We start from the raw sequence: 20,661 nt of genomic DNA, 5'->3' as shown, positions 1-20,661 counted from the left end.
TAATTTTTAGAGGATTTAGGCGTAGGATGTCGAATTATGGGATATTAAGTTTGTTCACAAAATTGTCAGTTTCATAGACGAGATCACATAATGGAGGCAGCTAATGATGAAAAGAGGTTTAAGTTATTTTTCTGTTGGAACGATGTTGCTTGGGGTTTTAACGCTGTTCTTGTTTCACCCGCAGGCTGTAAATGCTGCTAATCCGGCACCGGATTCTTTTACGCTGAAAAGCTACGACAATTTACCATCCAGTGCAATGTCGGATCTTGCCTATGGCAATAATACGTATATCGCAGTAGGTTACTACGGGGCGATTATTAAATCTGCGGATGCAGAGACCTGGGTGAACGTAAAAACAAAAGCAGACATCACCTACACTGGAGTGGCAGATCCGAGCTCATTCACTTTTAACGGGGTAGCCTATGGAAACGGATTATTCGTCGTAGGCGGGAGCGCGGGAGTCATTCTGACCTCACCCGACGGCACAACATGGACGCAGCGCACCTCCAATGTGAGCAAGGGGATAGGGAATGTTGAATTTCTTCAATTTAACGGGAACAGTGCATTCTACGCCACAACAGAGGGGAAATATTTAACGTCGGCAGACGGAATTACTTGGACCTCAGTCGTCCCTACTGGCCTTGCTTCTAGCGATTATGTAACGAGAATAACGGCAGGAAATAATGGATCCAGACTGGCTATTGGCACCGGGAACGGGAAAATATATTCCACTACGAATGGCACAACCTGGACTGTAGCACAGCCGTCAGGCCCTTCAGGACCATCTATTGGTACAAACATGATCACATGGATGAAGGACCGCTATTATATTTCAGATCCTTTGGCATATATTTGGACCTCTACAGATCTCTCAACTTTCACTTTGCTGGGTGCCCCCTTTAAGCAGAATTCCTCTCAATATAATAATCAGATGTTTAATGGATTTTATGATGGCACAAAATATTACATGTTCGGCTATGAAGCTCCTAATTATGGTGCTGTGTATACCTCGACGAACGGAACCACGTGGACGATGCAGCCGTTTAAGAATTATTTTGTGACTCAGAGCTCGATGTTCGTGAACGGAAAGTATTTCCGTCTAGGAAATGAAGGAATGATGGTATCCCCTAACGGCTCGGATTGGAGCTATAAATGGGGGGGAGCTTTTTATGAAGTTATCCATGACGGATCCCAATATGTCGCTGTTGGCAAAGAAGGTGGAGATGGGGCCATATGGACTTCGGGTGATTTGGCTTCATGGAGTAAAGCCGCTTTACCCTCAAGAACAGGAACCTTTACAGCCGCAGCATATGGCAACAACAAATACGTGGCTATCGGCGATGTGAGTCAAACGACAGCAGCACTGGCTACCTCAACCGATGGTTCAGCGTGGACTGTGCGGAGCAGTATAAATGATTCCACATCTTTGACGGACATCGCTTTTGGCAACGGGAAATTTGTTGCAGTTGGGGCAGGCTCTGGTTCGGTGCCCAAAATAAAAACGTCGGTTGACGGGGTGGTCTGGAATGAGCCCGTGCTGCCTGTGCAATCCATTGATGCCATATATACCGTAACCTATGATAATAATCAATTTATTGCTTTAGGGTATGGCTATGACAGCAGTGGTAATGTAGACCAGGCAAGTATCTGGACCTCAACAGATGGGGACACCTGGGTAAATCACTCCGGTGCTTATCCTAATCACACAGAAGCTTTTAATAATATTGTTTATGACGGAAGTAAATATGTCCTGACCGGGTATAATTCAACAACCTATGAAGTATTCTCCCGCACGAGTGAGGACCTCTCGGCATGGAGCGCCCCAACTTTAACTGGTACTTATAGTTTCTATGGGGCTTCTACGATGATGGGACAAAAGGGAAACAATATTTATATGGTAGCAATCGACAGCAACAATGTTCCGGGGATTTACTACACAGGAGACCAGGGCTCTACCTGGCAGGATGCTGGAGTTGATTTGTCGGACATTGATATCAATGCGATTTATGCCCTGATGGAGCTGAATGGTGGAATTGTTATCTCCGGGAATTCGCAATTGGTGATGTCGGCAAGCGGATCCCTAGCGCAAGTGGATGCGCCAACAGCGAATCCTACCGGAGCCGGAGGCGCAGTGGCGTCGGGTACGGAGATCACGCTGAGCAGCGCCACCAGCGGAGCGGTGATCTACTATACAACGGATGGCACAACGCCAACCAGCAGCAGTATGCTCTACAATGGAGCAATTACGCTAACGAGCGCGACGACGATTAAAGCGATCGCGGTGAAACCGGGGATGACAGACAGCTTGGTGCTGAGCGAGAGCTACACGATTATGGCGCAGGTTGCAGCGCCGACAGCAAATCCAGCCGGAGGCGAGGTTGCGTCGGGCACGGCGGTGACACTGAGCAGCGCCACCAGCGGCGCAGTGATCTACTATACAACGGATGGCACAACGCCAAGCATCGGCAGTACGCTGTACAGCGGAGCGATCACCCTGACGGGCGCGAAGACGATTAAAGCGATCGCGGTGAAACTGGGGATGACGGACAGCTCGGTGCTGAGCGAGAGCTACACCATTATGGCGCAGGTTGCAGCGCCGACAGCAAATCCAGCCGGAGGCGAGGTAGCGTCGGGCACGGCGGTGACATTGAGCAGCGCCACCAGCGGAGCGGTGATCTACTATACGACGGATGGCACAACGCCAACCAGCAGCAGTACGCTCTACAGCGGAGCGATCACCCTGACGAGCGCGAAGACGATTAAGGCCATCGCGGTGAAACCGGGGATGACAGACAGCACGGTGCTGAGCGAGAGCTACACGATCATGGCGCAGGTTGCAGCGCCGACAGCAAATTCAGCCGGAGGCGAGGTAGCGTCCGGCACGGCGGTGACACTGAGCAGCGCCACCAGCGGCGCAGTGATCTACTATACAACGGATGGCACAACGCCAACCAGCAGCAGTACGCTCTACAGCGGAGCGATTACGCTGACGAGCGCGAAGACAATTAAAGCCATCGCGGTGAAACCGGGGATGACGGACAGCCCGGTGCTGAGCGAGAGCTACACGATTATGGCGCAAGTAGACGCGCCAACAGCCAGTCCAGCCGGAGGCGAAGTAGCGTCCGGCACGGCAGTAACACTGAGCAGCGCAACCAGCGGCGCGGTGATCTACTACACAACGGATGGCACAACGCCAACCATCGGCAGTACGCTCTACAGCGGAGCGATCACCCTGACGAGCGCGAAGACGATTAAGGCCATCGCGGTGAAACCGGGGATGACGGACAGCCCGGTGCTGAGCGAGAGCTACACGATCATGGCGCAAGTAGACGCGCCAACAGCCAGCCCAGCCGGAGGCGAGGTAGCGTCCGGCACGGAGGTAACGCTGAGCAGCGCCACTAGCGGCGCGCTGATTTACTATACAACGGATGGCACAACGCCAACCAACAGTAGTACGCTCTACAGTGGAGCGATTACGCTAACGAGCGCGAAGACGATTAAGGCCATCGCGGTGAAACCGGGGATGACGGATAGCTCGGTGCTGAGCGAGAGCTACACGATCATGGCGCAAGTGGACGCGCCAACAGCCAGCCCAGCCGGAGGCGAGGTAGCGTCCGGCACGGCAGTAACGCTGAGCAGCGCCACCAGCGGAGCGGTGATCTACTATACGACGGATGGTACAACGCCAACCAGCAGCAGTACGCTCTACAGCGGAGCGATCACCCTGACGAGCGCGAAGACGATTAAAGCGATCGCGGTGAAACCGGGGATGACAGACAGCACGGTACTGAGCGAGAGCTATACCATTATGGCGCAGGTTGCAGCGCCGACAGCAAATCCAGCCGGAGGCGAGGTAGCGTCGGGTACGGAGATCACGCTGAGCAGCGCCACCAGCGGAGCGGTGATCTACTATACGACGGATGGCACAACGCCAACCAGCAGCAGTACGCTCTACAGCGGAGCGATCACCCTGACGAGCGCGAAGACGATTAAGGCCATCGCCGTGAAACCGGGGATGACGGATAGCTCGGTGCTGAGCGAGAGCTACACCATTACGGCGCAGCAGGTTGCAGCGCCGACAGCAAATCCAGCCGGAGGCGAGGTAGCGTCCGGCACGGAGGTAACGCTGAGCAGCGCCACCAGCGGCGCGGTGATCTACTATACGACGGATGGCACAACGCCAACCATCAGCAGCACGCTCTACAGTGGAGCGATCACCCTGACGAGCGCGAAGACGATTAAGGCCATCGCGGTGAAACCGGGGATGACGGATAGCTCGGTGCTGAGCGAGAGCTACACCATTACGGCGCAGCAGGTTGCAGCGCCGACAGCAAATCCAGCCGGAGGCGAGGTAGCGTCCGGCACGGAGGTAACGCTGAGCAGCACCACTAGCGGCGCGCTGATTTACTATACGACGGATGGCACAACGCCAACCATCAGCAGCACGCTCTACAATGGAGCGATCACCCTGACGAGCGCGAAGACGATTAAGGCCATCGCGGTGAAACCGGGGATGACGGATAGCTCGGTGCTGAGCGAGAGCTACACCATTACGGCGCAGCAGGTTGCAGCGCCAACAGCCAACCCAGCCGGAGGCGAGTTAGCGTCCGGCACGGCGGTAACGCTGAGCAGCACAACCATCGGCGCGCTGATTTACTACACGACGGATGGCACAACGCCAACCATCGGCAGTACGCTGTACAACGGAGCGATCACCCTGACGAGCGCGAAGACGATTAAGGCCATCGCGGTGAAACCGGGGATGACGGATAGCTTGGTGCTGAGCGAGAGCTACACGATTTCAACAGCCAATAACAGTTCAATCAGTCCGAAGACTGCAAGCTTCGATAAGAATACGGGCAAACAGGCGGATGTTGTAATAACGATGATGCTGAATGGCAATAATCTCACCAGCATCTCAAACGGTGTGGCATATCTTGCCGCAGGAAGTGATTACACCGTGTCAGGCAACACAGTAACCCTCCAGAAGGATTACTTGGCTACGCTGGCAGAAGGCACGACGAGCTTAACGTTCAACTTTACAGCGGGCGCAGTGCAGACACTTGTTATTACAGTAACCGATACGTCGGTGCCTATCCCGGGTGTGCCGTTCCTGCAATCCGCTTTTACCGGTAATGGGGAGATCAACCTGATCTGGAGTCCGGTTACGGGTTCAACAGGGTACAAGATATTCCAGAGACTTTCTTCCTCTGAATATGGCAATGAAATAGCTACAGTCAGCGGTTCGGTATACAGCTATAAGGCGACAGGATTGAATAATGGCACAGCCTATTATTTTGTGGTCAAAGCAGCCAATGAAGTAGGGGATAGCGCGGCTTCGAACGAATTGAGTGCTACTCCAAAAACGGTTCCGGGCGCGCCGACGGATATAACCGCAGTAGCCGGAAATGGACAAGCGGTGGTAAGCTTTACGGCCCCGGCAGAGACCGGAGGCAGTGCAATTACCGGTTATGAGGTTACGGCTTCGCCCGGCAACATTGTGGGGGTTGGAACAACAGGTCCCATTACAATTACAGGACTGACAAACGGCATGGCCTATACTTTTACGGTAAAAGCGATTAACGGCGCAGGCAGCAGTGCCTCATCCGCTCTATCGAACGAAGTTACGCCAATCGCGCCATCCGCGCCATCTGGTGGAGGAGGGAATGAGAACCCGCCTGTAATCACGACTCCAGTGACAAACGACGGAGTTGATGTTTTTGTTAATGGCAAGGTGGAAAGAGCAGGAACAGCAACAACCTCCACTGTGAACGGGCAGAGTGTTACAACTGTCGTAATTGATCAGAAGAAGCTGGAAGAAAGGCTGGCAGTCGAAGGCCAAGGAGCTCTGATAACGATTCCGGTGATCAGCAGTTCTAATATTGTCATAGGCGAGTTAAGCGGTCAAATGATCAAGAGCATGGAACAAAAGCAGGCGGTGCTTGAGTTTAAAAGCGGAAATGCCACCTACACGCTTCCTGCGGCGCAAATCAACATTGAGTCTATTTCAACACAGCTTGGAGCGTCAGTTGCCCTTGAAGATATCAAAATTCAAATTGAGATCGCTAAGCCGACAGCGGATACGCTGAGAATAGTGGAGAATTCGGCGGCTGCAGGTGAGTTTACGCTTGCTGCTCCACCACTTAATTTTGTAATCCGGGCTCAATACGGGGATACCACGGTTGAAATAACGAAGTTCAACGCTTATGTAGAGCGGATGATTGCTCTTCCGGATGGTGTGGACCCGAACAGAATTACAACCGGGGTTGTGGTTGAGCCGGACGGATCGGTGAGACATGTGCCGACAAAAGTGGCTAAGATTGATCAACAATATTTTGCCATCGTCAATAGCTTGACCAACAGCACCTACTCGATTATCTGGCATCCGCTGGAATTCAAGGATATGGACGGTCATTGGGCAAAAGATATCGTCAACAACATGGGCTCACGCATGATTATTGACGGCGTTGGGAACGGAGCGTTTAATCCTGCTGCAGAGATTACGCGGGCCGAATTCGCCGCAATCGTTGTACGGGGGTTAGGTCTGAAACTGGAGAACGGTACGGGTGCTTTCTCGGATGTGAAGGCTTCGGATTGGTACAGCAGTTCAGTGCAGACAGCGTATGCCTACAAACTAATCAACGGGTTTGAAGACGGCAACTTCCGTCCGCTGGACAAGATCACCCGTGAACAAGCAATGACAATGATTGCAAAAGCAATGCAAATCACCGCGTTGAAAGATAAGCTCCAGAATAAAGAGGCTTCAGAGCTGCTGAGTTCCTTTACGGATGCAGGCAGCGTTTCGAAATGGGCAGTGGGCAGTGCTGCAGACAGTGTTGCCGCCGGAATTGTTTCCGGTAGAACTTCCACACGATTAGATCCGCAGGCATCTATCACAAGAGCCGAAGTTGCCGCAATGATTCAGCGGTTGCTGCAACAGTCGGATTTAATCTAGGCAAGCGGATAAAACATTCCGAATTGCGCCACTTGGCTGCTAAGGCAGCTAAGTGGCGTTTTTTCTTGTGCCTAAAGTTGTTCTTAGATTTAGGGTGTCTCTGCAACCTTTCCCTAATTCCCTCCGTCAGTACTAGCAGTTCAGTCAAGGAGATGAGAAGATGACAACAACATTTAGAGCAATAGCCGGCATCTTTATATTGGCAGGGGTGATCGGGCTCGCGGCTTGTGATTCCTCTGATCAACAGGCGGCGGCCTCTGCATCGCCGGCAACGGCGGCTGGTACGGATGTACCGGCAACCTCACAGCCGGAAGCGAGCGCTTCATCTGCTCCAACCGAGGAGCCGGCAGCGGCAGCTTCACCAAGCTCTGGAGCTGGAGGGTCTTCTGCCGCAGCTCTGCAGGATAGCAGCAAGCAGCTGGAAGAACTGCTCCAGCTTGCCAAGCAGGGCAAAGTGCCGGGTGTAGAATATGCTGCGCACAGCGGATTAATAGATGAGGTCGAAGCAGCATGGGGAGAGCCGGACACGAAGGATTCGGCGGGTAAAGGGATGTATTCAGTCTACAGCGACAAACATGCCGTATTTGGTTTCAATAAAGGCAGCCGGATCTTCGATGTCCGCTCAAGCGCTGCTGAGTTGCAGAAGTTGACTCTGAAGCAGATTGAAGAAGTACTTGGCAAGCCGGACAGCACTGCGGTGAACGGCAGCGATAAGATCTACATTTACCAAGCCGGCAAGGAATACCAGCTCAAATTTATTATTCCGGAGTCCTCCGGCACCGTGGATCATATCTCTGTATTTTCCGAACAGGATGCAGTTAACAATATGGCGGGATAATCTGCGGATAAGAGATACTGCTGCTGCAAAGCGCGATAGGTAGAGTAGAAAGAAGAGCAAACCTGCAGGAAGTTGCGGGTTTGCTCTTTTTGCCTTTTTCCCGCTGGAGCTGTGTGAAGGCTGGCTGTTATAATAAAGTGATAGATTCATCCGTGGAAAAGAGGTTCAGCTATGCATCTGGAATTAAACGGGAGCGAATACAAAGTGTCGGCCGAAGGAATGATGATCGAGCTGCTGCCTAAGGAATTTGCGCTCCTGCAGTTTTTATACCATAACAGGGGGCGTACCTTCAGCCGGGAGCAGCTTCTGGATAAAGTATGGCCGCTGGAGTATCCGGTGGAACGGACAGTGGATGATCATATCTACCGGCTGCGCAAAAAGCTCCGCGGACTTAAAGGACTTGATATCAAGACGGTACGGGGCTTTGGTTATAGTCTGGCAGTACCGGGATTGGGCAGTGTGATGATTACGCCAACCACGCATGATCCGGAGCTGCGCGATACGATGCGTGACGTGTTCGGCAAGTTTCATGTATACGGCCAGGGCAAATCGATGCTCACCCTCGCGCGTCAGCAGGACATACTCGGCTATGAGCTGGACCCGCATTATTCCATGGTTATTCACTTTGTGCAAGGGGATTTGGAGTGGCTGCTGTATACGAAAGAGGTGCCTTTGAAGGACCGGCTTTTTTACCTGCTGCTGTTCTACTTTTTCTCCGGCGAACCCAAGGCGAAGCTGGCGTACTGTGAGCAGGTGATCCGGAAAAAACTGCTGCCTCCGCCTGATCAGGTGGAATTGGAGATCCTCACAATTCTGGATTTGTTCACCTTGGCGGGGCAGCCGGAGAGGGCGCTGGAACGTCTGGAAAGGTCCTATCAAGTCATTGCTGAACCCGGTTATGAAAATTTCATTCCGGTTACGATGATTGTGGAGCTGTTTGTGCATCTGGTGGCGGGAACCGGAGATGCTGAGCTGGAACGGCTGGACGAGGCTATAGAGGGAGTATTGTTGGACAAGCCTTTTTTGCGGGAGATTGGCAGCTATAAAATAGTCAAAGGACTATGTCGTTTGCGCAACAAGCAGTGGCGTGAAGCAGAGAAACTGCTGGATGAAGGGCTGCAGGTGCTGGAAATGACCGGATTCGTTCCTCTGCCTCTTCATGCGTTGTACCGGATATATCACTTCTGCCGGATGTTCCCTCCTCCTCAAGCGTTGCAGCACAAATATGATAATCAATTTGCAGCCAAGCTTGAGGAATTGGGGTTCGACCGGCTCGCCCAGTCTTTGGAGGATGTGTTGCAGCAATATTGAAAGCTCTCTGATAATTCTCTGACAATTCTCCGTTACAGTAGGATCATGAATTACACAATTCTTAGATTCTAAATGTGACCTGGAGGAATGACAGATGGAGGCTTCAACTAAGCAGGGAACCAGCCTGCTGCATAACAAAGTATACATGCGTGTATACAGCGCCTTCGCCACAGCAACCTTTGGCGATTGGTTTGATACACTGGCCATTCAAGTGCTTGTCGGCTACCGCTGGCAGGCCAGCCCGCTGATGCTGGCGCTGATTCCGGTAGCCATAGCAATGCCGAGCGTATTGCTCGGCTCCGTGGCAGGGGTGGCCGCCGACCGGATGAACAAGCTGAAGCTGATGCGGTTATGCGATCTGCTCACCGCGGTTCTGACCGTGCTGGTATTATTCGCTCCCAGCATGGTCTGGCTGCTGCCTTTGCTGTCGCTGCGCGCAGCAGTTTCTACGTTAAATGTGCCTGCACAGCAGTCCATGACCCGGAGTATTGTCAGGGAGGACCAGCTGCTTCAGGCAACCTCGCTTAACGGCATTGTGAATCAAGGCTCCAAAATTGCCGGCCCGCTGCTGGGCGGATTAGCCTTGTCAGTGCTCACGCCGCAGTGGTGCATTTTACTGAATGCCATTTTTCGTGTCTGCTCCTATCTGCTGCTGCTTTCGGTAAGAAACATTCCTGCGGGAGAGACAAATCCTGTTCCCGAGTCACCGGAAGAACGTGTTCCGCTTCGCACCATGTGGAAGGAAGGCTGGAGCTTTATGCTGCACAGCCGAGTGCTGCTGAATACGATGCTGTTCGGACTTACCGGGGCATTGGCGATCCAGATGGTTGATTTTCAATTTACCAGCTTGTTCCGGATGGTTTCGCCGACCAATGAATCCTTGCTGGGCTGGATGGTTGCCGCTTCCGGTGCGGGGGCTGTGCTCATCATCCTCGTCATGAACAAGCTGAAGCTGGGAACGGGATATGGCTGGAGACTTGGCACCGGTTATGTGCTGATCGGCGGTTCAGTTCTTGGCCTGGGATTGCTCCAGCCTGGAGCTTCTGTAATCTGGGTGCTGCTGCTGGGATTCGTACTGGGCATCGGGAACGGAATGTTTATTGTGGCCTTTAATTATTGCCTGCAGAAAGAAACGCCTCCACATATGACAGGCCGGGTATTCGGTATTCAGAGCACGATCCTCGGTGCCGTGATGATTGTTGCCCCGCTGCTGGGAGGTCTGCTGGTCGAACTTGCCGGTCCTGGTCAAATCTTCGTCAACTTCGGCATCATCCAAGCTGTTCTGGGTCTGACCGGTATAGTGTTCGGACGTGTGCTTTGGCCAGTTGCAAAGCAGGAGAGAGTAAGTTCCGTAGAACAGGTCAGCTAGTGTGGTCGATATTTGTGTGCTGGATAGAAGTGTGCTCAATAGAAGTGGAAGTGGCTCTAAATGGCGTGACAGCGTAGTTAAGCTGGTTCAGCGGACGAATTAGTTAGTAGGGCAGCAGTGCCTGGAGTTATTTTAGTTGTGTTTTGGTAAGCTGGACCTCTCACTTTGCCTCATTTGCTGGGTGGCAGATTTATAGTTGTATTTCGTACAGCTAAAGTGACTCCCCAGGGCCTGATTTTACTTTTAATTGTATTTCGTACAGCTAAAATTAGCCGATTTCTAGCTGTACAGAATACAACTAACTCTCCCGTATGTGCAAATATCCCTGATATAACTGTACAAAGTGCACTTACGGCTTCTCCTGTGGGCTTCCCCTATAGAGCTTCCCATAATCAACTTAAATATCCAACAAGCCCGCGTGGCTCTTTCGTAGTATTAGGTCATCCAGAAACCTTTGGTTGGTCTATTTTTCTTGTTGAAGGAGGACATGGAATTCTCCCGGCGAAAGTGTTAGGAGAAGCGTATGCTTCAGCCGCAGGCTTGTAGGCAGTTACAGTTATTGTAAGAATTCAATGCCGGCAATACAATTTCAGGAGGATTATTTGAAATGAGTACTTTCATTTACATGGTACGGCACGGAGAGTCTCCCAAAACCGGAGGAGATGAGAGGGAACGCGGGTTATCTCCCAAAGGTGAAGCAGATGCCCGTCAGGTGACGGCAAGATTGCGGAGTGAAGGGATCCATGCATTTTACAGCAGTCCTTATGTCCGTGCGGTACAGACGATAGCACATTTAGCAGAAGAACTGGGCCAGGAAATTGTTCCTGATGAAGCTCTGAAAGAAAAAATCTGGATGGAAGGCAACCGCCCGTTGCCAGAAGACGAATTATATCCTTCGCTAAGAAAGATGTATGCAGACGCGGATTTTGCCTTACCGGGCGGAGAATCCAATAACGAATGCCAAGCACGGGCGGTCCAAGTCCTTAAGGGTATCCTGCGGAAGCACCCGGGAGAAAACATAGTCATCGGCACCCATGGTCTGGTGATGGCCTTAATGATGGGTTATTTTTCCGCTGACTATGGACTGGAGTTTCTGATGCAGACCAAGAAGCCGGATATTTACCGGATGGAATTCACCGGTGAGAAATTGTCAGGTGTAGAAAGAATCCCGCTGTAGGGCTAGCTCTGACTTGTTGGCAATTACACAGCCGTTTGCGTGTATCTATCTAGAAATCATAGAACCTCGCCGTATTCGCAGTCAGCATGGCCGCCGCCTGGGAGGCGGAATAACCATGCAGCGCCCCCCAGGCGGCTGCAACTTCACGGATCATGGCCGGATGGGTAGGCTTCCCGGCAAAAGGACCTTCGAACGGCCAAGGTCCATCTGTCTCCGCCATTACCAGCTTGGGTGGATAACGGAGGGCGAGGTCGCGGATCTCCGGTTCGTAGAGAATATCCGGGGTGAAGGAAATATGATATCCGCGTTCGATCATGCGGACAATAGCTTCTTCCGGGCCTTTGAACCAATGAAAGTGCGCACGGGTAATGCCGTGTTTCTCCAGAAGATCGCAAGCGGTCAGAGTATCCTCGTATACGGCATGCAGTACAACGGGCTTGTTCAGGCGGGCTGCAAGGCCAAGCAGGGTATCCAGCAGCCTGATATACGGCTCCATCTCAAAGGCTTCGCCCCGCTCCAGTGCTTCTGCCCGTGTATAGTAGGGCAATCCGATTTCACCTACGGCAGTCATTTCTCCGGCATGGCGTTCAATCCAGTCCAGCAGTGCGTAAAGCTCGGTTTCCTGAGGCAGCGGCTGCTCGGGATGGAAGCCATAGGCCGGTTTTACCTGGACTGGATATAATGCGGCGATTTTCTGCGTGCGGATGCAGGAATCCAGGTTCATCGAGACTGCGATCAGCGATTCGATGTCGAGTCCTGGCAGTTCAAGCAACATGGACTCCAGCTCCATGTCAGTATATTGCTCTAGATGGATATGGGCATCTATCATTGGTTTCTTGAACCTCCTTCTGTTGTCTCCGGCAGACTCTTGATTTTGTTCAATTACCCCTGCTTAGGCTCCATGTTCGGCTTAATGGCAGCATCCGGCTCAAATTTGATTGAACCCAGTTCCATTCCCTTCCCGCCTGCCTTGTACTCCAGCATGAGTGTTCCTATACTCTCTTGCATTCCGACCATTACACTGGTCTCTGCCTTCAGTTTGCCGCCCTCTACTTGGTAATAGGTAACAGCGCCGATTCCTGCCTCCTTGCCGAAATAATCCAAACCGTTATCCGTTGCACGGCCGGTAAGCCGCAGTGTTAGCTTGGACGGTGCCGTTCCTTTGACCTCAAGGCGGATCAGCACATCCTTCTGATCAATGGTTAAACTGGAGGTGATAGCAGCTGCAGCTGCCTTATCTGCTGCAGGGAGGGTTAGCTCTTTCCACAGTTCAGGCTTTACGACATGGACCTCCTGCGCAACAATTCCGGTTCCGGTACCCCGCGTCAGAATGACGATTGCTTCCGGCTTCCCGTCGTTATCGACATCGGCATAGTGAAGCTCGGGCGGAGAGTTGTGGATTCTTGGAGCCGACCAATTGAAGTTATGTTTCCGGCCATTCACTTCAAGTATGAATCCTTTATAAGTGTCGCCGTTCTTTAGCGCGGTGTATAGTTTGACCTTGGAGTTGTTCGCTGCAACGGCAAGCGGCTCCTTGGGAACCCGAACCGTCGTGCTGACACTTCCGGGCACAATGGATACTGTATTCCCTGTGGTCTCAAGCCTACTTTCAGCTCCGGTAAGATCATACAATGTATCAGCCGGGATATAGTTATGTCCGTCCTTCACGATGACGGGTCCTTCCTGCATTTCTTCAGTGCTGCCGTCTGTTTGTGTATAGGTGATTTGCATGGCTGAGCTGCCGGGTATAAGGACTGTATTGGAGCTGATATCGCTGAGGGTCAGTTGTTTACGGACATTGTCCCAGATCAATTGGCAGGGATAATATTCGAGCAAGACTCTTGCGGGTACATACAAGATTCCTCCGGAATAGAAGGGATGAAGCGGTGTGAGAGCAGGTTGTCCATCCACAGCAAGGAGTAAGGGGGAAGCGGCGTGAGCAGTATCTATAGGAGACGCAGCCGTACATCCTGCAATAAACAGGGCGATCGCGGCAGCGCCGAATAATTTTTTCATAGGTTAACCTCCAAAGTATAAACGTTCCAGTCTATTTTATTATATATTAAAACACCTGCTTTCAGATCACGATCTGTTAACAAAGCAACAACAAGGCTGTTACGAATGGGTCAGGTGCCAGCGGCCAACGTAGTGAAGGTACCCGGAATCACACCCTGATCGACAGGGATTCACCGGCTGGAAGCGGAATATTGAAGAAATCTACGCCGGGAAGTGCGGCTTTACGGGGAAAGGCTTGACACATATTTTGCTTAAAATTAACATGGGATTATGAATGAAAATAATGTACTCGCGGTCATTGGCCGCATTCACCGGCGTGGCAATAAGTTCATCGAACGGGAATTGAAAAAACACAATCTTCAAGGTATCGCCCCCTCGCACGGAGATATTCTATACCAGCTGTTTGTCCAGGAATACATAACGATGCATCAGTTGTCTTGCTACATTGATAAGGACAAATCTACAATTACAGCTTTGGTGGATAAACTGGTGCGCATGGAATACGTCCAGCGGGAGCAGGATCAAAGAGATGGGAGGATCTTTCGCTTGTCTCTTACGGCGAAAGGCCGGGAGCTTCAGCCGATATTTGAATCCGTATCGGAGTCGCTGCTGGCAGCGGTCTATGAGGAATTCGCACCGGAAGAGAAGCAGCAGCTGCTAGGCTTATTAGAAAAGATTAAACTGTGAAGAATGGCAGGAGACGGGCCGAGGCGGTACAAGAATATTTCTTGTACTTCCTCGGTCTGTTTACGGTAATTCCGTTTCCGCCTCTGAAATATATATTTGTCGACTCTTTACCGCCGCCTAACGGGAACTAAACCGCAAGCGGCGTTTTTTTATATGTTGATGCATTGTATAACTTCACCTATATTTTGACATAAACCTCTAGAATGTTTACGGGGGGTAGTGCTAATGAACGAGATAGAAGTCATCCAGAAACAGATTGAAGTGGAGCGGGCCAGACTAAATCAGATGGAACAGCAGTTTGGCCTGCTGCACCCGAGTGTAATTAAACAATCTATGTTACTGGATGAGTTGATCAATAAATATACTAAATTAGATAATAATGTATAATTAATAGTTGTTGGAAAAGAAACGGTCCGCTGGGAACTACACAGTGCCCGTTTCTTTTTTGTGGAAAATCCCTGTAAGCAGAACGATCAATCCGGCCAGGCAAAAAAGCGGAATCAGCAGCAGCAGCAGCGCAATCCCTGCAAATCCATCATGTGCAACAAAGTCCGCATAGAGCAAAGAAATCATCCATGATGCCAAGGGAGAGACAGGCACCATGAGGGTGATCCCCCAAATGATTAATTTTCTCTTTCTGGTTTTCCCGTTTCGTAATAAATTCCCAATCCTGTAATGAAACTGCGCGTACACACGTATTAGCTGGAGTAAATTACTTGGCCAAGTGAAATTTTGCAGGAAGGGAGAGCTTAAGGGATGCAAGAGCGCGCATTGTTACAGCCTTTTATTCTAGAGAGAATGCAGGAAAATACAGAGACAGACCAGCAGTTTACAACGATTTTTGAAACCTACTATAAGCGGATATATAACTATATAGCTTACAGGGTCAGCTGCCGTTATACGGCAGAGGATCTGACGAGCCTGGTATTTGAGAAAACGTTGTCTAAGCTGGACAGCTTTTCCGGTGAGAAGGCGCCCTTTGAAGTGTGGCTGTTTGCCATCGCCAGAAATGTTGTGAACGATTATTACAGAAGCCGGAAGAGAACCCGTCTGTTCTCACTGGATACAGTTATGGAGCTGGTGTCCGGCAAAAAAGCCCCCGAGGATTTGCTGCTGGAGGAAGAACGAAATACGAGGCTGAATCATGCGCTGAACAAGCTGGCTGTCAAGGAGCGGAATGTCGTAGCGCTTAAATTCGGTGCCGGTTTGAAAAATAAAGAGATCGCTCTGCTCACAGGGATTTCCGAGAGTAATGTAGGCGTAATTCTCTACCGGAGTATGAGAAAACTCAAATCTGAAATAGGGAGTGTCGATGAACTGTGAAAAACAAGGATACCGCGCAACGTTTTGCGAGGGATATGGATAACGGTGTTCACAAAGCGGGCTCTGGTGAATGGAAGGGGTCCGAAGAATACCGTGAGCTGCTTGAGCTTGGACAAGTGTTGGCCGAACATGATTTCAGCCGCAATACGGATCAGCAGGCAGTTTGGTCCAAGGTTAGAAGCCGGACCGGCAAAGTGCAGGCTGGTTTCAGAAGGAGCTCTTCCCGCAGCTTCAAACGGCCGGTAATGATTGCGGCTTCGCTGCTTGTAGCATTTGCGGTAAGCGGAGCTGTGGTCAAGCCATCCTTTGCACAGGAGGTTCTGAGCCGGGTGCTTCAGACCATTAATCTGGGACATATCATCGCGAATGAGATGGATCCGGACCAGATCCCTGAAATTCCGGAAGAGATGAAAGGCAAGATTTATGATAAGGACGGCCATCCGGTAGTATCCTTTGACCAGGAGATAGAGAGGGGGCAGATCTTTACGGCGGACGGCGAGCCGATTGTGGATTTTGTTGATGGCAAACCTGTCACACAGCAGGAGCAGGATGTGCTGGATAAGGAAAAAGCCGCTGGTATTTTCAGCGTCAAGACACTTGCAGAGCTGAATAAATACGCTGCTTTTGAAGTGAAGCTGCCTGAATATTTACCTGAAGGGATTGCCTTTGACCACGGAGAGCTTTACAAGGGAAAGGACGGGATCAGCAGCAAATATGTCGACTTGATCTTCACCAGTGAGAAGAAAGGCATAAAGTTCTGGATGCAGCAGTCTTATGCTGATCATGAAACGGCCTATGAGATGTCGACCGACGGCAAGATCGAGCAGGTGAAGGTGAACGGGATCGACGCAGTGTTAATGAATAGCAAAAGCTTGGATTGGGAAGCAGACGGCGTATTATACAGCTTGAGCACCCAAGGTTTAGACCGCGATGAAATCATGCAGATTGCTGAATCAATCCGCTGAGATGGAACAGGAGATCTCCTTAACGGGGGATCTTTTTGCTTACATATAATTTATATGCTTCTCACTATAAATGGACTTAGCAATAAATGTCCGGTAGTCTGTTTGCCGGGTGATTATAATGAAGGTAATCGTTGCAACGAGGATGTGAACGGCTTGGGATATACGGAGTATATGCAGAAAGCAATTGATTACATTGAAGAGAATCTGCAAGGACCGATTACGATTGAGGATTGTGCACGCGTATCCGGATTCTCGAAATTTCATTTCCACAGGTTGTTTAGTATTCATCTGGATGTCACCTTAATGGAGTATATCCGCAGGAGACGGCTTTGCCATGCGATGAATGAGCTGATTCGTGGAAGAAGGATTTTAGATATTGCCATGGACTATGGATATAGCTCTGAGCGTGCGTTCAGCAGGGCATTTCTGCAGGAGTTCGGCCAAATTCCAAGCAGATGCCGGAGTGCTAACTACTCCATCCCTCCCAAACCGTTGTTAGAGGAAAGCTTAAACCACAGTACAGGAGGCATTCTAATGGATTATTTAAGTGAGGTCAGAATTGACAGTCTCCACACGATGATTACCGCCAGCGGCGTAAGAATCAGCAAGGATCCTGAGGCGGAGGTCATCACATTTATGAGTGAGTGGTCAGCGAAAACGGGGATCGGCGCCGGGACAAGAAGGTTTGGTTTTGATGTTCCTGTGTCTGAAGAGCAGCAGCAGGAAGGTCTGCGGGGGTATGAATATTGGGTTGTACTGGGTCAGGATATTCCGGCACTGGCTGAAGGTATAACGTGTAAGCATGTGGAGGGCTGCAGGTACGCAATATTGCGGATTACGGAGCCCTTTGCCGATCCTTTTGAGCGTATACCCCTCGGCTGGAAGAAGCTCGCGGCTTGGGTGAACAGCAGGGGATACCAAACAGCCTGTGACAAAGAGCGTTACTGGCTGGAGGAAGTACAGGAGACCGGGGAATCTGTGGTGATGGATCTTTATTTTCCCATTGAGTAATCAGAAACGTTGAACGTAAAATTTGGATACTTAGAGTCGCAAGCGTTCAACAGAAGTACCGGGAAAAATGCTGTTAGAGTTAAAAGTGGACACTCGTTAAGAGAACAGGAATAATGAGATTAACGAGGAGGTGTCCACATGAGTGGAACACGAAAAAGCTACAATGATGAATTTAAAAAACAGACGGTAAAGTACATCCAGGAGCAGACTAAGACGGTGGCGGAACTGGCCCAGGAGCTGGATATCCCCGCTAAAACCCTGCATCAATGGCTGGGCAAGTTCCGGCAGTTCCCAGACGAGCCCGTGGCCAGCGCCGAAAGGGTACGAGAACTGGAGCGACAGTTGCGGGAAAAAGAACAGCAACTAGCCGATATGGCGGAGGAAATGGCCATCGTAAAAAAAGCAGTGCACATCTTCAGCAATCCAAAGAACTGAGATTTCAGTTCATCGAAGATCATCGCTCCCGGTTTCGTGTGGAGAAGATGTGCAGTGTCCTTGAGGTATCGCGGAGCGGCTATTACAAATGGAGAACGGCAAAACCAAGCCCACAAGCGACCCGAAAGGCGTTGCTTCTCCAGCGAATTACCTATCATTTTAACGATACAGGAGGCTGCTACGGCAGTCCTAAAATCACGATTCTTCTCCAGCGCGAAGGCCACAAGATCAGTGAGCGTACCGTAGGGAAATACATGAGAGAGCTGGGCTTGCGCTCCTGTGTAGCAAAGAAATTCCGCGTAAACACGACCGACTCCAACCACACCTTACCGGTTGCACCTAATCTGCTAAACCAACAATTCTCCACCGAAAAACCAAATCAAACTTGGGTCGCGGATATCACTTACATTCCCTGCCGGGAAGGACGGATGTACCTCGCCAGCGTGCTTGACCTATGCACCCGGGAAATCGTAGGCTGGCGGCTGGACGACCGGATGACCACAGATCTGGTAATGAGCGCTCTAGAAGACGCCTACAAGGCCAAACGCCCAAAGAAAGGTCTCATTCACCATTCGGATCGAGGCTCACAGTATGCCTCAGCCGACTACCGTAAACGTTTGGTGAAATACCGCATGAAGGCCAGCATGAGCCGCAAAGGCAACTGCTACGACAATGCTTGCATTGAATCTTTTCACAGCCTATTGAAAAAAGAGTTTGTGTACTGTACCCGATTCAAAACGAAGAAACAAGCCTATGATGGCATCTACCAGTACATTGAATTTTTTTATAACCGCAAGCGAATCCATGGTGCTCTGGGCTACGTATCGCCGGTTCAGTTTGCAGCTAGATTCAAACAAAAAGCAGCCTAATTTCATTTTTTAATGTCCACTTTCTTGACGGAGGTCCAAAACGTCCGCTAATTTTTAGGGAATCAGCACTTTTTCGCAATGAACGGGAATGTTGCCCGCTATTTCTGTGGATCCAGTCGTATGTGGTGTTTATGATGGAATTATAGGGATGAATTCCCTATAAAATGCAATTAAGAGACTGTTCTCGCAATATTCCGGGCATATTTCCCTTTAATCCAAGACTGTCGTCCAGTCAGCTGAATCCCTGACTATGAACCTCGAATACAGTAACCGAAGGAACAAAACATCACCCCTTTTTTTTGCAGCGGTACAGCAGTTACTCCTTTCACAACTAAACTAATAAGATGAATAATTCAAAGGAGCCAGAACATATATGATTACGATTCAACTAGCTGAACCACAGGACGCCAAGACCTTAGCCGAAATACAGAAGAAAACCTTCAACGAGGACGCGCGCCAGTTCCAAAATAAAGAAGAAGACGGGCCGCCGGGCTATGATTCCAGCGCCTGGCAGGCAGAGATGATGCAGAAGGGCCACTATTACAAGCTGCTTGCCGATGATGCCATCATTGGCGGAATGATCGTCTTTCCTGCTCCCGGCGGGGAGAAATGTCATCTTGGACGGATCTATATGGACCCGCATTATCAGAATAAAGGCTACGGCCAGGAGGCCTTCCGCTTCCTGTTTGACACTTATCCCTCAGCACAGAAATGGACATTGGACACGCCCTCTTGGGCAGTCAGAAATCATTATCTCTATCAGAAGCTTGGGTTCATACGGATCGGAGAGATTCAGGATGCCTCGAGCGGAGAAACCATAGTTGAGTATGAAAGATGACCTCCAGGATTTAGGAATTCACATACCGGAGGCAGCTTCATAGGCATCGAGCAGGGTGAAGCCCTTTACGAGGAAGGCAGCTGCATTGGGTCGGGAATCCATGCGGCTGCTCATGATACTGGCCCTCCAGATCCGTTCGTATGCACAGCTCTGCCCACTTTCGATTTCGGGTCAACATGCAGACTTCCGCTGTAGCGGATTTCCTGAATATCGCAACCGGGTCCAACCCGGATCTGCTCCCCGCACACAAGCTCAGCTGTGGTGTGCTCCAGCTCAATGGCTCCCCCTTGAATCAAGCGGGCAGTCAATTTGCGGAACGGTCCCATTAGGCGCTTAAGCAGCAGAGAGGAGCGCCTGACTATCAGGGTTCCGTCCGTTCTGATCTGATCCGCAGTACAGGAAGAACCGAGCAGAATCGTAATGGATTCCTTCGCGGTAAGGCTGTTCACCCGCACAGCGCCTTCCCCCTGAAAGGTCAGCGTATGGATTGCTTCCGATGCCGCAACATATCCGGAGGAACGGATATGTTCGGCTTGCAGGCTGTGTAAACGCAGGCTTCCGAAATTCTCTACCTTTGCAGCAAGACAGGCACCTGTTATAGAGCATTCTCCAGACACTTTCAGCCGTCCCGTCGTAACCTTGCCCAGCGCTTTCAAGTGACCGAATACATCTACGGAGGCAGAGGTGATATCCTCCCGGCGGATGAGAGAGCCTCTTACTTTAAGCGGAGGATGATTCAACGCATCTGCCACCGAAGTGTGTTTGTCCAGATGTATCATGAGTAGAGCCCCCTTTTGCCGGATATTATTTTAATAATTAAAATATATACATATAATAATATATAGTCAATGAAATAATAATCCATTC

General features: G+C 50.6%; 17 protein-coding genes. 13 read left to right on the top strand and 4 right to left on the bottom strand.

The window, feature by feature from the left end; all coding sequences use genetic code 11:
* Window positions 1–106 precede the first annotated feature (106 nt).
* The 5 genes from NYE29_RS03710 (at window position 107) to NYE29_RS03690 (ending at window position 11,650) form a co-directional block, all read left to right on the top strand.
* Entirely contained in the window at window positions 107–6,955 is a 6,849-nt protein-coding gene (locus NYE29_RS03710) for a chitobiase/beta-hexosaminidase C-terminal domain-containing protein (RefSeq protein WP_340894434.1), read from the top strand.
* 160 nt (window positions 6,956–7,115) lie between these two features.
* Complete coding sequence (locus NYE29_RS03705; RefSeq protein WP_340894432.1) at window positions 7,116–7,793, top strand: YjgB family protein; 678 nt, start codon at window positions 7,116–7,118, stop codon at window positions 7,791–7,793.
* A gap of 171 nt (window positions 7,794–7,964) precedes the next feature.
* Window positions 7,965–9,104, top strand: coding sequence for a winged helix-turn-helix domain-containing protein (locus NYE29_RS03700; RefSeq protein ID WP_340894431.1), 1,140 nt, complete (start codon window positions 7,965–7,967; stop codon window positions 9,102–9,104).
* Window positions 9,105–9,198: 94 nt separating this feature from the next.
* Complete coding sequence (locus NYE29_RS03695) at window positions 9,199–10,473, top strand: MFS transporter (RefSeq protein WP_340894430.1); 1,275 nt, start codon at window positions 9,199–9,201, stop codon at window positions 10,471–10,473.
* A gap of 607 nt (window positions 10,474–11,080) precedes the next feature.
* Window positions 11,081–11,650, top strand: a complete 570-nt coding sequence (locus NYE29_RS03690) for a histidine phosphatase family protein (RefSeq protein WP_340894429.1) — start codon at window positions 11,081–11,083, stop codon at window positions 11,648–11,650.
* A gap of 49 nt (window positions 11,651–11,699) precedes the next feature.
* Here the strand turns inward: NYE29_RS03690 and NYE29_RS03685 are convergent, their stop codons facing one another.
* On the bottom strand, window positions 11,700–12,479 hold the full coding sequence (locus NYE29_RS03685) for a TatD family hydrolase (RefSeq protein WP_340894428.1): 780 nt from the start codon (window positions 12,477–12,479) through the stop codon (window positions 11,700–11,702).
* A gap of 53 nt (window positions 12,480–12,532) precedes the next feature.
* Complete coding sequence (locus NYE29_RS03680) at window positions 12,533–13,666, bottom strand: stalk domain-containing protein (protein WP_340894427.1); 1,134 nt, start codon at window positions 13,664–13,666, stop codon at window positions 12,533–12,535.
* Window positions 13,667–13,936: 270 nt separating this feature from the next.
* On the opposite strand from NYE29_RS03680, the gene NYE29_RS03675 reads away from it, so the two are divergent.
* Window positions 13,937–14,353, top strand: coding sequence for a MarR family winged helix-turn-helix transcriptional regulator (locus tag NYE29_RS03675; RefSeq protein ID WP_340894426.1), 417 nt, complete (start codon window positions 13,937–13,939; stop codon window positions 14,351–14,353).
* Between the two features lie 225 nt (window positions 14,354–14,578).
* On the top strand, window positions 14,579–14,740 hold the full coding sequence (locus NYE29_RS03670) for an aspartyl-phosphate phosphatase Spo0E family protein (protein ID WP_081965701.1): 162 nt from the start codon (window positions 14,579–14,581) through the stop codon (window positions 14,738–14,740).
* 36 nt (window positions 14,741–14,776) lie between these two features.
* Here NYE29_RS03670 and NYE29_RS03665 read toward each other — a convergent pair whose 3' ends face one another.
* Complete coding sequence (locus NYE29_RS03665; protein WP_340894425.1) at window positions 14,777–14,956, bottom strand: hypothetical protein; 180 nt, start codon at window positions 14,954–14,956, stop codon at window positions 14,777–14,779.
* 195 nt (window positions 14,957–15,151) lie between these two features.
* Between NYE29_RS03665 and NYE29_RS03660 the strand changes: the two genes are divergently transcribed.
* The 6 genes from NYE29_RS03660 (at window position 15,152) to NYE29_RS03635 (ending at window position 19,794) form a co-directional block, all read left to right on the top strand.
* On the top strand, window positions 15,152–15,676 hold the full coding sequence (locus NYE29_RS03660; RefSeq protein ID WP_340894424.1) for a sigma-70 family RNA polymerase sigma factor: 525 nt from the start codon (window positions 15,152–15,154) through the stop codon (window positions 15,674–15,676).
* A complete protein-coding gene (locus tag NYE29_RS03655) occupies window positions 15,673–16,641 on the top strand; it encodes a DUF4367 domain-containing protein (RefSeq protein WP_340894422.1) in 969 nt (322 codons plus the stop codon). The genes NYE29_RS03660 and NYE29_RS03655 overlap by 4 nt, the downstream gene beginning before the upstream one ends.
* A 171-nt stretch (window positions 16,642–16,812) precedes the next feature.
* Complete coding sequence (locus NYE29_RS03650) at window positions 16,813–17,652, top strand: AraC family transcriptional regulator (protein WP_340894421.1); 840 nt, start codon at window positions 16,813–16,815, stop codon at window positions 17,650–17,652.
* A gap of 138 nt (window positions 17,653–17,790) precedes the next feature.
* A complete protein-coding gene (locus NYE29_RS03645; protein WP_340893796.1) occupies window positions 17,791–18,087 on the top strand; it encodes a transposase in 297 nt (98 codons plus the stop codon).
* Window positions 18,084–18,956, top strand: coding sequence for an IS3 family transposase (locus NYE29_RS03640; protein ID WP_340899599.1), 873 nt, complete (start codon window positions 18,084–18,086; stop codon window positions 18,954–18,956). The genes NYE29_RS03645 and NYE29_RS03640 overlap by 4 nt, the downstream gene beginning before the upstream one ends.
* 373 nt (window positions 18,957–19,329) lie before the next feature.
* A complete protein-coding gene (locus tag NYE29_RS03635; protein WP_340894420.1) occupies window positions 19,330–19,794 on the top strand; it encodes a GNAT family N-acetyltransferase in 465 nt (154 codons plus the stop codon).
* Window positions 19,795–19,904: 110 nt separating this feature from the next.
* Here the strand turns inward: NYE29_RS03635 and NYE29_RS03630 are convergent, their stop codons facing one another.
* The gene (locus NYE29_RS03630; protein WP_340894419.1) at window positions 19,905–20,573 is read right to left on the bottom strand and encodes a hypothetical protein; all 669 of its coding nucleotides are present in this window, start codon (window positions 20,571–20,573) and stop codon (window positions 19,905–19,907) included.
* Window positions 20,574–20,661: the final 88 nt, after the last annotated feature.

The organism is Paenibacillus sp. FSL M7-1046 (genome assembly GCF_038007405.1).
GTDB lineage: Bacteria > Bacillota > Bacilli > Paenibacillales > Paenibacillaceae > Paenibacillus_AQ.
Note: the sequence above shows the minus strand (reverse complement) of the source record. Positions and strands in the feature narration are given on the sequence as shown.

Coding starts and splice junctions, on each gene's coding strand:
- NYE29_RS03710 (WP_340894434.1), top strand. CDS start 107: ATGAAAAGAGGTTTAAGTTATTTTTCTGTTGGAACGATGTTGCTTGGG.
- NYE29_RS03705 (WP_340894432.1), top strand. CDS start 7,116: ATGACAACAACATTTAGAGCAATAGCCGGCATCTTTATATTGGCAGGG.
- NYE29_RS03700 (WP_340894431.1), top strand. CDS start 7,965: ATGCATCTGGAATTAAACGGGAGCGAATACAAAGTGTCGGCCGAAGGA.
- NYE29_RS03695 (WP_340894430.1), top strand. CDS start 9,199: ATGGAGGCTTCAACTAAGCAGGGAACCAGCCTGCTGCATAACAAAGTA.
- NYE29_RS03690 (WP_340894429.1), top strand. CDS start 11,081: ATGAGTACTTTCATTTACATGGTACGGCACGGAGAGTCTCCCAAAACC.
- NYE29_RS03685 (WP_340894428.1), bottom strand. CDS start 12,479: ATGATAGATGCCCATATCCATCTAGAGCAATATACTGACATGGAGCTG.
- NYE29_RS03680 (WP_340894427.1), bottom strand. CDS start 13,666: ATGAAAAAATTATTCGGCGCTGCCGCGATCGCCCTGTTTATTGCAGGA.
- NYE29_RS03675 (WP_340894426.1), top strand. CDS start 13,937: ATGAATGAAAATAATGTACTCGCGGTCATTGGCCGCATTCACCGGCGT.
- NYE29_RS03670 (WP_081965701.1), top strand. CDS start 14,579: ATGAACGAGATAGAAGTCATCCAGAAACAGATTGAAGTGGAGCGGGCC.
- NYE29_RS03665 (WP_340894425.1), bottom strand. CDS start 14,956: ATGGTGCCTGTCTCTCCCTTGGCATCATGGATGATTTCTTTGCTCTAT.
- NYE29_RS03660 (WP_340894424.1), top strand. CDS start 15,152: ATGCAGGAAAATACAGAGACAGACCAGCAGTTTACAACGATTTTTGAA.
- NYE29_RS03650 (WP_340894421.1), top strand. CDS start 16,813: ATGCAGAAAGCAATTGATTACATTGAAGAGAATCTGCAAGGACCGATT.
- NYE29_RS03645 (WP_340893796.1), top strand. CDS start 17,791: ATGAGTGGAACACGAAAAAGCTACAATGATGAATTTAAAAAACAGACG.
- NYE29_RS03635 (WP_340894420.1), top strand. CDS start 19,330: ATGATTACGATTCAACTAGCTGAACCACAGGACGCCAAGACCTTAGCC.
- NYE29_RS03630 (WP_340894419.1), bottom strand. CDS start 20,573: ATGATACATCTGGACAAACACACTTCGGTGGCAGATGCGTTGAATCAT.